The sequence below is a fragment of the Streptomyces sp. NPDC048603 genome, from assembly GCF_043199475.1.
Classification (GTDB): domain Bacteria; phylum Actinomycetota; class Actinomycetes; order Streptomycetales; family Streptomycetaceae; genus Streptomyces.
The window spans coordinates 172,069-183,798 of the sequence record NZ_JBICVY010000013.1 but is presented as its reverse complement, the minus strand read 5'-3'; the positions used below and the strand labels follow the sequence as shown (position 1 = coordinate 183,798).

Genomic DNA, 11,730 nt, shown 5'->3' with positions numbered 1-11,730 from the left:
GTAGGCGTGTTCGGAGTGTTGTTACCGCCACCACCCGGAGTGTTCGGAGTGTTCGGGGTATTGGGCGTGTTCGGAGTGTTGTTACCCCCACCCGGGGTGTTCGGGGTGTTCGGGGTATTGGGCGTGTTCGGAGTGTTGTTACCGCCACCACCCGGAGTGTTCGGAGTGTTCGGGGTATTGGGCGTGTTCGGAGTGTTGTTACCCCCACCCGGGGTATTCGGGGTGTTCGGGGTATTGGGCGTGTTCGGGGTGTTCGCCCGGCACTTCTTCTTGCAAGGCTTCGTCGGCTTCTGCGGGTGCTCCACCGTTGTCTGCGCCGTCTGCGGAGCCGGGGCGGCCATCGCTGTGGCCGGCAGGGCAATACCGCCGGCCAGCGCCATGGACGCGGCGGCGAGCATGAGGTTGCGGGAGATCTTCATGGTCTTGCTCCATTCATATTGCGGTATCGGCCCTCGCGGCTCCGAGGATTTCCCCGGCGAGAACGTGCTTCCAATAAACCCGTCGGACAGAACCGGGTCATGCCACAGGGATTCGTGGCTTGACGCCGGGCGGCGGAGTGGATAGGCGGTGGGCCCGGAGCCGGAAGGACGGAAACCCGAAAGCGCCGGACGGCCCGGGCCGCATAGCATCGGCGCAGTTCAGCGCAGGCAGGGAGCAGGGGGCAGGGAAATGGGAACCGGGTCCGGACGGGTGCGGGTGATCGGGCGGGAGGCGGCCGGGAGGCTGCTGGCGGGGGAACCCCTGGAGCGCGTGATCGACCCCGCCGATCCGGCCGCGTGGACCGCACTGGACGTCGGCGTCCGCACGCTCCGCTGCTCCGGATACGAGGAGCTCCGCATCCTGGAACGGGAAACGGCGGCCCGCCCGGAGACCGCGCTGTGCCACGGTGACGGCCGGGTCCGGCAACGGGCCCTGGCCGCCGTCTGCGACGACCGGCGCCTGCTGCCGCTGGCCGTGATCCGGTGCGCCGACTGGGCCGCTCCGGTCCGCGACCGGGCCCGGCGGATCGTGCGGGCGGCGCTGGACACCGACCCCACAGCCACGCTCCTCGCCCTCACCCCGCTCGCCCTGCGCCTCGCCGAGCGCGAGCAGGGGACCTGGACGGCGGAGCTGTTCACCCGTGCGCTGGACGCGTCGCCGGACGGTCTGCTCGACGCCCTCCGCCGGAGCCCGGACACCCGGACCCGGCGTCTCGCCGGCCGGATCCTCCTGGAGCGGGGCAGGTTCGGCGTACGGGAACTGGCGAGGCAGGCCGTCGACGAATCCGACCCGGTGATGCGCCGGCTGTGGACCGACGCCGCTCTGGCTGCCCTCGCCACTCGTGGCCCCGACGACCACGCCGTGGACGTGCTGCTCGGCGCCCGCGCGGGACAGGTGCGGGCGGCGGGGGTGACCGCCCTGCGCGGGGCGGGACGGGCCGACGAGGCCGCCCTCCACCTGACGGACCGCTCCGGCACGGTGCGCGCCTGCGCCCGCTGGTTGCTGCGGCAGGACGGCGGCGATCCGCACCACCGCTACCGCGCGCTGCGCGAGGACCGGGCCGGTGTGCGGCCCGCCGCCGTCCTCGGGCTGGCCGAGTGCGGCTCCGCCGAGGACAAAGCGCTGGTGCTCGGCCTGCTGGAGCACCCCTCCGGCGAGGTGCGGGCGGCCGCGGTCTCGGCGCTGCGGCACCTGGGATCCGCGCCCGTGGCCGCTGTGGAGCCGCTGCTCGACGACCCGTCACCGTCGGTGGTGCGCGAGGCTGCCCGGCTGCTGGTGCCGTGGGCCGACCGCATCCCCGCCGAGCGGCTGACCGCGCTGACCGCCGGCGGCCGGCCCGCGCCCGCCCGGCGCGCGGGCTTCCGTCTGCTGTGCGCGCAGGGCGGCCTGCCCTGGCTGCGGGTGGCCGTGGCACTCCTGGACGACGAGGATCCTCGGCTGCGCCGCTGGGCCGGCCAGCGCATCCAGCTGCTGTGGTCTCCGTACGGAGCACCTGCCCTTCCGGCGGGCGACCCGGAGGTCGGGGTCCTCCTCGGCCGCTGCACCGCCCTGTTCAGCGACTACGTTCTGCGGACCATGTGTTCACGCCTCGGAATTCCCCGGCCTTGATCACGGCCGCGCCGATAATGAGCCCATGGGACAGACATACGAACGAATAGACGGCCGGCTGCGGGAGTTCATCGAGGCCCAGCCGGTGTTCTTCCACGCGACCGCACCGCTGTCCGGCGACGGACACGTCAACCTCTCGCCCAAGGGCCGGGCCGGCACCCTGGTCGTCATCGACGAACAGACGCTCGCCTACCTGGACTTCGGCGGGAGCACCGCCGAGACCATCGCGCACCTGCGCGAGAACGGGCGGATCACCCTCATGTGGTGCGCGTTCTCCGGGCCGCCGAAGATCGTCCGGGTGCACGGTGAGGGTGAGGCCGTGTTCCGTGACGACCCCCGCTGGGGCGAGCTGGTCGGCCTGTTCGGGGACGCCGACGGGCCGGCCCTGCGCGCGGTGATCCTGGTGCGCGCCACGCGGGTATCCGACAGCTGCGGCTACGCCGTGCCCTTCATGGACTACCAGGAGGAGCGCACCCTGCACGCCGACTACTTCGCCCGCAAGACGGACGGCGAGTTCGCCGCGTACTGCGAGAAGAAGGACATGGGCCACTCCATCGACGGCCTGCCTTCCCTGCCTCTGCCCCTGCCGCCGCGTAGCGTCTGACATGTGATCAGAACAGCCCTCGTCGCGCTGGCCGGCCTCGCCCTCGTCACCGTCCCGGCCCTCCCGCCCCCGCTCGCCGCCCCGCTGCCCGCCCGCATGGCCGACACCGGCGGCGGCAGCCAGCTGATCACCGCCGTCGCACCCGCCCCCGGTTCGGCCACGGGGCGGGTCACCTGGTGGGAACGGCACGCCGGGCTCTGGTTCGAGGCGGGCAGCACGGAGGCCCGGTTCGGGGCGAAGGGGCTGGCGGAGGGGGCCGCCCGGCGGCAGGGCACCAGCACCACCCCGACCGGGCTGTACGACCTGCCGTACGCCTTCGGGATCCGGCGCGCCCCGGTCGGCACCCGCGTCCGGTACCGCCCCGTCACCCGGGACTCCTGGTGGTGCCAGGACAACGCCTCCGCCGCCTACAACCGGTGGGTGGAGCCGCTGCCCGCGGACTGCCGGCCCGGCGAGGCCGAGCACCTGGTGACGTACGAGGCCCAGTACGCGCACGCCCTGGTCATCGGCTTCAACTACGCGGAGCCGGTGCGCAACCGGGGTGCGGGGATCTTCCTGCACGTCCACGGCAAGGGGGCCACGGCCGGCTGCGTGTCGGTGCCGGAGCGGGCGATGCGCGCGATCCTGCGGTGGGTCGATCCGCGCCGCCGCCCGCACATCGCGGTGGGAACGGAAACGGGCCCCCTCTCCCTCACCCGGTACTAGCGGGTGACGGAGAGGGGGCCCGGGGTTTCCGGCTCAGCTCTCCTTCTGCGCCAGGCGCAGCATGTGGTCGGCCAGGGCCTGGCCGCCCGCCGGGTCTCGGCTGATGAGCATCAGCGTGTCGTCGCCCGCGATGGTGCCGAGGACCGCGTGCAGTTCGGCCTGGTCGATGGCGGAGGCCAGGAACTGGGCGGCCCCCGGCGGGGTGCGCAGGACCACGAGGTTCGCCGAGGCCTCCGCGGAGATCAGCAGTTCCCCGGAGAGGCGGCGCATCCGCTCCTCCTTGGCGGATTCGCCGAGCGGCGCCTGCGGGGTGCGGAATCCGCCCTCGCTGGGGACGGCGTAGATCAGCTCACCGCCGGTGTTGCGGATCTTCACCGCGCCCAGCTCGTCGAGGTCCCGGCTGAGCGTCGCCTGGGTGACGCTCAGTCCGTCGTCCGCGAGCAGTTTCGCCAGCTGGCTCTGGGAGCGCACCGGCTGCCGGTTGAGGATGTCCACGATCCGGCGGTGGCGGGCGGTGCGCGTCTGCGGGACCGAGGGTCCGGCCTGCTCGTTGTCCTGCGCCTGGCTCATCGTCGTCTCATTCTCCGGATCGTCCGTCCCCGCTTGCCGCCTCCAGGATGCCGGGCAGCGCCTCGGTGAACGCGTCCACCTCGGCCTCCGACACGACGAACGGGGGCATCAGCCGTACGACGTCGGGGGCGGGCGCGTTGACCAGGAAGCCGGCCTCCTGAGCCGCCTGCTGCACCTGCGCGGCGAGCGGCTCGGTCAGCACGATACCCAGCAGCAGGCCTGCCCCGCGGACGTGGGAGACCAGCGGGCGGCTCGTCTTGCCGCCGGCCGCCTCGATCCCGGACCGCAGCCGCTCGCCCCGGGCCTTGACCCGGTCGAGCAGCCCCTCGGAGGCGATCGTGTCGATCACGGCGAGGCCGGCGGCGCAGACCACCGGGTTCCCGCCGAAGGTGGTGCCGTGCTGGCCGGGCTGGAGCAGCGCGGCCGCCTCCCCGAAGGCGACGAGGGCGCCGATCGGCAGGCCGCCGCCGAGGCCCTTCGCGAGCGTGACGAGGTCGGGCTCGACCCCGTGGTGGGCCTGGTGCTCGAACCACTGGCCGCACCGGCCGATACCGGTCTGCACCTCGTCGAGCACCAGGAGGGTGCCGGTGGCCCGGGTGATCTCCCGGGCGGCCTCCAGGTAGCCGGCGGGCGGCACCACGACGCCGTTCTCGCCCTGGACGGGCTCGATGATGACCAGTGCGGTCTCCGGCGTGACGGCGGCCCGCAGGGCCTCCGCGTCGCCGTAGGGGACGTGGGTGACCTCGCCGGGCAGGGGCAGGAACGGCTCCTGCTTCTTCGGCTGGCCGGTGAGCGCGAGGGCGCCCATGGTCCGGCCGTGGAAGCCGCCGTCGGTGGCCACCATGTGGCTCCGGCCGGTCAGCCGGCCGATCTTGAAGGCGGCCTCGACGGCCTCGGCGCCGGAGTTGCAGAAGAAGACCCGGCCCTCGCGGCCGAAGAGCTGCAGCAGCCGCTCGCCGAGGGCGAGGACGGGCTCGGAGGCGAACAGGTTGGACACGTGGCCGAGGGTGGAGATCTGCCCGGTCACGGCCTCGACCACGGCCGGGTGAGCGTGGCCCAGCGCGTTGACGGCGATGCCGCCGACGAAGTCGGTGTACTGCTTGCCGTCGGCGTCCCAGACCTGGGCGCCCTCGCCCCGGACGAGCGCGACGGCGGGGGTGCCGTAGTTGTTGGTCAGCGCGTTCTGCCAGCGTGCGCTGAACTCCTGGTTGCCTCCGGTGCTGCCGGTCACTGTTCTCCCCCTTCGTTCCCGTCCGGCACGACCATCGTGCCGATTCCCTCGTCCGTGAAGATCTCCAGCAGGATCGAGTGCTGGACCCGTCCGTCGATCACGCGGGCGGTGTGCACGCCGTTGCGGACGGCGTGCAGGCAGCCCTCCATCTTCGGGACCATGCCGCTGGACAGGTCGGGCAGCAGCTTCTCCAGCTCGCTCGCGGTGAGCTGGCTGATGACCTCGTCGCTGTTGGGCCAGTCCGCGTAGAGGCCCTCGACGTCGGTGAGGACCATCAGCGTCTCGGCACCCAGGGCGGCGGCGACCGCGGCCGCCGCGGTGTCGGCGTTGATGTTGAAGACGCCGGTGTCACCCGGTTCCGCGCTGCGCGCGACGGAGGAGATGACCGGGATCCGGCCGTCCTCCAGCAGGGCCTCGATGGCCCCGGTCTCGATGGCGGTGATCTCGCCGACCCGGCCGATGTCGACGAGCTCGCCGTCGATCTCGGGCGTGTGCCGGGTGGCGGTGATGGTGTGGGCGTCCTCGCCGGTCATGCCGACGGCGAGCGGCCCGTGCTGGTTGAGCAGGCCGACCAGTTCCCGCTGGACCTGGCCCGCCAGGACCATCCGTACGACGCTCATGGCCTCGTCGGTGGTGACCCGCAGGCCGGCCTTGAACTCGCTGACCAGGCCGTGCCGGTCCAGCTGGGCGTTGATCTGCGGGCCGCCGCCGTGCACCACGACGGGCTTGAGGCCGGCGTGCCGCAGGAAGACGACGTCCTGGGCGAAGGCGGCCTTCAGCTCCTCGTTGACCATGGCGTTGCCGCCGAACTTGATTACGACGGTCTTGCCGTGGTGGCGGGTGAGCCACGGCAGCGCCTCGATCAGCGTCTGGGCCTTGGGGAGCGCGGTGTGCTTCCGCGCGGTTCCGGTCATGACGAGTACGCGCTGTTCTCGTGGACGTACTCGGACGTCAGGTCGTTGGTCCAGATGACCGCGGACGCGGAGCCGGCGGCCAGGTCGGCGGTGATGACGACCTCGCGGTCCTTCATGGAGACCAGGTCGCGGTCCTCGCCGACCGAGCCGTTCTTGCAGACCCAGACGCCGTTGATGGCCACGTTCAGCCGGTCCGGGTCGAAGGTGGCGGAGGTGGTGCCGATCGCGGCCAGTACGCGGCCCCAGTTCGGGTCCTCGCCGTGGATGGCGCACTTGAGGAGGTTGTTCCGGGCGATGGTCCGGCCGACCACGACGGCGTCGTCCTCGGTGGCGGCGCCGGTGACCTCGATGCGGATGTCCTTGCTCGCGCCCTCGGCGTCGCCGATCAGCTGCCGGGCCAGGTCGTCGCAGACGGCGCGGACGGCCTCGGCGAACTCGTCGGCCGCGGGGACGGTGCCGGAGGCGCCGGAGGCCAGCAGCAGGACGGTGTCGTTGGTGGACATGCAGCCGTCGGAGTCCACCCGGTCGAAGGTGGTCCGGGTGGCGGCCCGCAGCGCGGCGTCGAGCGCGGCGCTGTCCAGGTCGGCGTCGGTGGTGAGGACGACCAGCATGGTGGCCAGGCCGGGGGCGAGCATGCCCGCGCCCTTGGCCATGCCGCCGACGGTCCAGCCGTCCTTGGTGACCACGGCCGTCTTGTGCACGGTGTCGGTGGTCTTGATGGCGATGGCGGCGGATTCGCCGCCGTCCTCGGAGAGCACGGCAGCGGCGGCCTCGACTCCGGGGAGCAGCTTGTCCATCGGGAGCAGGACGCCGATCAGGCCGGTGGAGGCGACCGCGATCTCACCGGCGTTGTGCTCGGCGCCGGTGCCCTGCCCGTTGAGGACGGCCGCGACCTTCTCGGCGGTGGCGTGGGTGTCCTGGAAGCCCTTGGGGCCGGTGCAGGCGTTGGCGCCGCCGGAGTTGAGGATCACGGCGCTGACCGCGCCGCCGCGCAGGACCTGCTCGGACCACTGGACCGGAGCGGCCTTGACGCGGTTGGAGGTGAAGACGCCCGCCGCGGCCAGACGCGGCCCGTTGTTGACCACGAGGGCCAGGTCCGGGTTGCCGTTCGCCTTGATCCCGGCAGCGATGCCCGCGGCCGTGAATCCCTGTGCTGCCGTGACGCTCACGGTGCCACTCCGATCGTGGAAAGTCCGAGACCCTCGTGAAGCCCGAGGGCGATGTTCATGCTCTGCACGGCGCCGCCGGCCGTGCCCTTGGTCAGGTTGTCGATGGCGCTGACGACGATGATCCGCCCGGCGGACTCGTCGTACGCGACCTGCAGCTGCACGGCGTTGGAGCCGTAGACGGAGGCGGTCGCCGGCCACTGCCCCTCGGGGAGCAGGTGCACGAACGGCTCGTCGGCGTACGCCTTCTCGTAGGCGGCGCGCACCGCTTCGGCGGTGGTGCCGGGGACGGCCTTGGCGCTGCAGGTGGCGAGGATGCCCCGGGCCATCGGGGCGAGGGTCGGCGTGAAGGAGACGGAGACCGGGCCGCCGGCCGCGGCGGAGAGGTTCTGCGCCATCTCCGGGGTGTGGCGATGGCCGCCGCCGACGCCGTAGGGGCTCATGGAGCCCATGACCTCGGAGCCGAGCAGGTGCGGCTTGAGGGCCTTGCCCGCTCCGGAGGTGCCGGTGGCGGCGACGATGACGGCCTCGGGCTCGGCGAGCCCCTGCGCGTACGCGGGGACCAGGGCCAGCGAGACGGCCGTCGGGTAGCAGCCGGGGACCGCGACGCGCTTGGAGCCCTCCAGCGCGGTGCGGTGGCCCGGGAGTTCGGGCAGGCCGTAGGGCCAGGTGCCGGCGTGCGGGGAGCCGTAGAACTTCTCCCAGTCGGCGGCGCTCCGCAGCCGGTGGTCGGCGCCCATGTCGACGACGAGCACGTCGTCGCCGAGCTGGGCGGCGATGGCCGCGGACTGCCCGTGGGGCAGCGCGAGGAAGACGACGTCATGCCGTCGGCCCTGCCCCGCCAGGACCTCCGCCGTGGTCGGGTCCAGGGTGCGTCCGGCGAGCGGGACGAGGTGCGGCTGCAGACTGCCGAGGAGCTGGCCGGCGTTGGAGTTGCCGGTCAGGGCACCGATCTCGACCTCGGGGTGGGCGAGCAGCAGGCGCAGGACCTCGCCGCCCGCGTATCCGCTCGCTCCGGCCACCGCTACACGTACCACCATCGAACCCTCCTCCTAGATGGCATGACTATACGTTTCCCTGCACGTTTATGCAAAGGCATGGGGTGCGCACTTGTCACGCCCCTCCGTCAGGTCCGCAACACGGTCCGTCCGGCGGAGCACTCGCCCAGTGAGGATCTTCGCACCGATCCCCGGATGCCGTCAGTCCGTGAGGGCGTGCCGGACCCAGACGTTGGGCTCCACGTACACGGCGAAACCCTGTTCGGGATCGCAGTCGACGGGCACCAGCGCGCCCGGTACGCGCACCGGACCCGCCTGGTCGAAGGGCAGTCCGGTCCAGGACCGCCACTCGGCCAGCGAGCCCGAGATGGTCATGGAGGCCGGGGCGACCGAGTCGATGACCCCGCCCGCGCGGACGTGCACCCGCAGCCAGGGGTCGTGCGGCAGGCCGTCCTCGCGGGTCCGGTACGCGTACTCGTGGATCGAGGCGTCCGGCTCGGCGGGCTTCGCGTTGGGCCGGACCGGGGCCACCACCTCGGCGTAGCCGCGCGACCGGGCGTTCTCCCGCAGGGCCGCGAGCATCCGGCCGGACAGCCCCTCGCCCTGCCGGTCCCTGGCCACGCTGATCTCGATCGCACTGACCGTGTCCGGCTCCCGCTCGTGCCGGAGGTCGGAGAAGGCCCACAGCAGGACCTGGTCCCAGCCGCGGGCCGGCAGCTCGCCGCGCCCCTCCGCATGCTGCGCGAAGGGCACGCTGAAGGCGCGGGCGACGACGGTGTCGCCCTCGGTGGCGATGAGCACGTACTCCGGGAGCTCCTTGACCATCCGGCCGTAGAGCAGGAAGCTCACCGGGTCCTGGAGGGAGAACGCGGGCCAGGAGTCCGCCATGTCCCAGAGCCGCGCGGCCAGTTCGGGGCGTTCGGCGATGGTCGTGATCACTGTCTCGGTCATCCGGCCAGGCTATGCGGCGGCCCGTGCCCGCGCCTCGGGATATCGGAGGGGGCCGGAGCGGGCGCCGGGCGGAGCTTCAGGGCCGGCCTGCCGCGAGCCGGCGCACCCCCTCGGTGAGTTCGGCCGTGCCGGCGACCCCGGCGAAGCTGAGCCGTACGTACGGGCCCGGGGGCTCGGCGCAGAAGTACGGCCGGCCGGGCGCGACCGCAACCCCGGCGCGCAGGGCTCCGGCGACGAATCCCGCCTCGTCGGCGCCCTCGGCCAGCCGCACCCACAACTGGTAGCCGCCGCGCGGCAGCTGGGTCAGGGTCAGTCCGGGCAGCTCCCGGCGCAGCGCCCCGGCGAGCACGTCCCGGCGGTGCCTGAGCTCGGCGGCCACGTCCCGCAGGTGGCGGGGCCAGGCGGGGGCGCCGACCAGCTCCAGGGCGGCCTCCTGGAGCGGCCGGGGCACGAAGAAGCTGTCCACCACCTGGATCGCCCGCAGCCGGTCGAAGACGGGGCCGCGTGCGGAGAGCGCGCCGACCCGGAGGCTGGGCGAGGTCGCCTTGGTCAGCGAGCGGACGTGCACCACCACCCCGTCGGGGTCCTCGGAGGCCAGGGTGCCGGGCAGCGGCCCGGAGTCCTCGTGGGCCAGGGCCCGCGCGTAGTCGTCCTCGACCACGAAGGCGCCCACGGCCCGCGCGATGCGCAGCACCTCGGCCCGCCGGTCGTCTGCGAGCACCGCGCCGGTCGGGTTCCGGAACAGCGGCTGGCATACGAACACCCGAGCGCCGGTGGCCTCGAAGGCGGCGGCCAGCAGCTCCGGGCGGACCCCGTCGCCGTCGGCCGGGACCGGCACCGGGCGGCAGCCGGAGGCGCGGGCGATGGCGAGCAGACCGGGGTAGGTCGGGGACTCCACCAGCACCGGCGCACCGGGCGGCGCGAGCGCCCGCAGGGCGGTGGTGAGGGCACTCTGCCCGCCCGCGGTGACCAGGACGTCGGCAGCGGTGACCGACCCGCCGATCTCCCGGGCGAACCAGTCGCGCAGCTCGGTCAGCCCCTCCATGGGCGGCCGCGACCAGGCGCCGGGGCGGCGGCCGGCCCGGGCCAGGGCGGCGGCCATGGCCCGCTCCGGCTGCAGCGCGGAGTGCAGGTAGCCGCCGTTGAGCTCGATCACGCCGGGCGGGGGCGCGGCGAGCGAGACGAGCACGCCGGATGCGTCCACGGAGCGCGGGACGGACTCTCCGGCCGTCTCCGCGCTCAGGGCGACCTCCTGCCAGGAGGTGTCCCCGGCGGGCCGGTCCGGGGCGGTGCGCGGCTGCGCCCGGAAGGCGCCGGCTCCGGGCCGGGTGACGACCAGGCCCTCGGCGGCGAGCTGGGCGAGGGCCCGGGAGACCGTCACCGGGCTCACCCGGTAGCGCTCCACCAGGGCCCGACTGGACGGGAGCTTTCCACCCACCGGATAGCGGTCGAGTTCGGACCGCAGCGATTGGGCCAGTTCCGTCACACTGCTACGCTCATACATGAGAGACCAGAATAGCGCTATCGGTTCGACCGGAGTAGCAGTTCCCCCGGCGCCGACCCCGGCCCCGGCCCCCCGCCCGCTCCCGGCTGCCGTCGCGGCCGGGCCGGGGTCCGCCGCGGCCGGCGGCTCGGCGCGGGCCGGCACCGCGTTCGCCGTGCTGGGCGTGTTCGCCTTCTCGCTGACCTTCCCCGCCACCGTCTGGGGCCTGCAGAGCTTCGGCCCCTGGTCACTGGTCTCCCTGCGCACCGTGCTGGCCGCACTGCTCGCCGCCGGGTTCCTGCTGGCACTGCGGGTGCCGCTGCCGGCCCGGGAGCACCGGGCGGGGCTGGCCGTGGTGGCCGGTGGCGTGGTGATCGGCTTTCCGGTGCTCACCACCCTGGCCCTGCAGACCTCCAGCACCTCCCACGCCGCTGTGGTGGTCGGCCTGCTGCCGCTCACCACGGCCGCTTTCGCCGCGCTGCGCACCGGTGCCCGGCCGTCCCGCACCTTCTGGGCGGCCGCGGTCACCGGGGCCGTCGTGGTCCTGGGCTTCACCCTGGCGCAGAGCGGCGGCGCCCCGTCGGCCGGTGACGGCTTCCTGTTCGCCGCCCTGCTGGCCTGTGCGGCCGGTTACACCGAGGGCGGCCGGCTGGCGAAGGTCATGCCCGGCTGGCAGGTGATCGGCTGGGCGCTGGTGCTGTGCCTGCCCCTGGCCGTCGTGGGAGCCGTCGCCGGACTGGCCGCGGAACCCGTCCTGCTGACCGGACAGGGGGTGGCCGGCCTGGTCTGGGCGGCCGCCGGATCCACCTTCCTCGGACTGTACGTCTGGTACCGGGGCATGGCCCGGATCGGCCCGGCCCGCGCCAGCCAGCTCCAGCTGGCGCAGCCGCTGCTGACCCTGGTGTGGTCGGTCGCTCTGCTGGGCGAACGGCTCTCCCCGGCCGCCCCGCTCGCCGCCTGCGCGGTGCTGGTATGCATCGCGGTCACCCAGCGGTCGGGCTCCTAGGACTGAGCCCCTTC

The 11,730-nt window shown here is 73.5% G+C and carries 11 protein-coding genes and 1 pseudogene; 4 read left to right on the top strand and 8 right to left on the bottom strand.

The window, feature by feature from the left end:
• Positions 1-419: pseudogene (locus ACGFQ9_RS30035) on the bottom strand (hypothetical protein); the annotation flags it as partial.
• Positions 420-669: 250 nt separating this feature from the next.
• Here ACGFQ9_RS30035 and ACGFQ9_RS30030 point away from each other — a divergent pair.
• Genes ACGFQ9_RS30030 through ACGFQ9_RS30020 form a run of 3 tightly spaced genes read left to right on the top strand, consistent with a single transcriptional unit; the run spans position 670 to position 3,397 of the window.
• Positions 670-2,088, top strand: coding sequence for a HEAT repeat domain-containing protein (locus ACGFQ9_RS30030; RefSeq protein WP_393578101.1), 1,419 nt, complete (start codon positions 670-672; stop codon positions 2,086-2,088).
• A 25-nt stretch (positions 2,089-2,113) separates the two neighbouring features.
• On the top strand, positions 2,114-2,692 hold the full coding sequence (locus tag ACGFQ9_RS30025) for a pyridoxamine 5'-phosphate oxidase family protein (protein WP_393578100.1): 579 nt from the start codon (positions 2,114-2,116) through the stop codon (positions 2,690-2,692).
• 6 nt (positions 2,693-2,698) lie between these two features.
• Positions 2,699-3,397 (top strand): L,D-transpeptidase, encoded by a 699-nt coding sequence (locus ACGFQ9_RS30020; protein WP_393578193.1) that lies wholly within the window; start codon positions 2,699-2,701, stop codon positions 3,395-3,397.
• Between the two features lie 33 nt (positions 3,398-3,430).
• On the opposite strand, the gene ACGFQ9_RS30015 is transcribed toward ACGFQ9_RS30020, so the two are convergent.
• From ACGFQ9_RS30015 to ACGFQ9_RS29985, 7 genes are all read right to left on the bottom strand, one after another.
• Positions 3,431-3,967, bottom strand: coding sequence for an arginine repressor (locus ACGFQ9_RS30015; RefSeq protein ID WP_393578098.1), 537 nt, complete (start codon positions 3,965-3,967; stop codon positions 3,431-3,433).
• 7 nt (positions 3,968-3,974) lie between these two features.
• The gene (locus ACGFQ9_RS30010; protein ID WP_393578097.1) at positions 3,975-5,198 is read right to left on the bottom strand and encodes an acetylornithine transaminase; all 1,224 of its coding nucleotides are present in this window, start codon (positions 5,196-5,198) and stop codon (positions 3,975-3,977) included.
• Positions 5,195-6,112, bottom strand: a complete 918-nt coding sequence (gene argB / locus ACGFQ9_RS30005; RefSeq protein WP_393578095.1) for an acetylglutamate kinase — start codon at positions 6,110-6,112, stop codon at positions 5,195-5,197. The genes ACGFQ9_RS30010 and argB overlap by 4 nt, the downstream gene beginning before the upstream one ends.
• Positions 6,109-7,281 (bottom strand): bifunctional glutamate N-acetyltransferase/amino-acid acetyltransferase ArgJ, encoded by a 1,173-nt coding sequence (argJ, locus tag ACGFQ9_RS30000; RefSeq protein ID WP_393578093.1) that lies wholly within the window; start codon positions 7,279-7,281, stop codon positions 6,109-6,111. Before argJ ends, argB begins: the two co-directional genes overlap by 4 nt.
• Positions 7,278-8,318: an N-acetyl-gamma-glutamyl-phosphate reductase gene (argC, locus tag ACGFQ9_RS29995; protein ID WP_393578091.1), complete on the bottom strand. Its 1,041-nt coding sequence runs from the start codon at positions 8,316-8,318 to the stop codon at positions 7,278-7,280. Before argC ends, argJ begins: the two co-directional genes overlap by 4 nt.
• 159 nt (positions 8,319-8,477) lie before the next feature.
• On the bottom strand, positions 8,478-9,227 hold the full coding sequence (locus ACGFQ9_RS29990) for an N-acetyltransferase (protein ID WP_393578089.1): 750 nt from the start codon (positions 9,225-9,227) through the stop codon (positions 8,478-8,480).
• A 76-nt stretch (positions 9,228-9,303) separates the two neighbouring features.
• A complete protein-coding gene (locus ACGFQ9_RS29985) occupies positions 9,304-10,731 on the bottom strand; it encodes a PLP-dependent aminotransferase family protein (RefSeq protein ID WP_393578088.1) in 1,428 nt (475 codons plus the stop codon).
• Between ACGFQ9_RS29985 and ACGFQ9_RS29980 the strand changes: the two genes are divergently transcribed.
• On the top strand, positions 10,730-11,716 hold the full coding sequence (locus ACGFQ9_RS29980; RefSeq protein WP_393578086.1) for a DMT family transporter: 987 nt from the start codon (positions 10,730-10,732) through the stop codon (positions 11,714-11,716). The two genes, ACGFQ9_RS29985 and ACGFQ9_RS29980, sit on opposite strands and share 2 nt — an antisense overlap.
• Positions 11,717-11,730: the final 14 nt, after the last annotated feature.

What these genes read in the sequence shown, in the direction of transcription:
- ACGFQ9_RS30030 (WP_393578101.1), top strand. Translation starts at nt 670, where the DNA reads ATGGGAACCGGGTCCGGACGGGTGCGGGTGATCGGGCGGGAGGCGGCC.
- ACGFQ9_RS30025 (WP_393578100.1), top strand. Translation starts at nt 2,114, where the DNA reads ATGGGACAGACATACGAACGAATAGACGGCCGGCTGCGGGAGTTCATC.
- ACGFQ9_RS30015 (WP_393578098.1), bottom strand. Translation starts at nt 3,967, where the DNA reads ATGAGCCAGGCGCAGGACAACGAGCAGGCCGGACCCTCGGTCCCGCAG.
- argB (WP_393578095.1), bottom strand. Translation starts at nt 6,112, where the DNA reads ATGACCGGAACCGCGCGGAAGCACACCGCGCTCCCCAAGGCCCAGACG.
- argC (WP_393578091.1), bottom strand. Translation starts at nt 8,318, where the DNA reads ATGGTGGTACGTGTAGCGGTGGCCGGAGCGAGCGGATACGCGGGCGGC.
- ACGFQ9_RS29990 (WP_393578089.1), bottom strand. Translation starts at nt 9,227, where the DNA reads ATGACCGAGACAGTGATCACGACCATCGCCGAACGCCCCGAACTGGCC.
- ACGFQ9_RS29980 (WP_393578086.1), top strand. Translation starts at nt 10,730, where the DNA reads ATGAGAGACCAGAATAGCGCTATCGGTTCGACCGGAGTAGCAGTTCCC.
- ACGFQ9_RS29985 (WP_393578088.1), bottom strand. Translation starts at nt 10,731, where the DNA reads ATGTATGAGCGTAGCAGTGTGACGGAACTGGCCCAATCGCTGCGGTCC.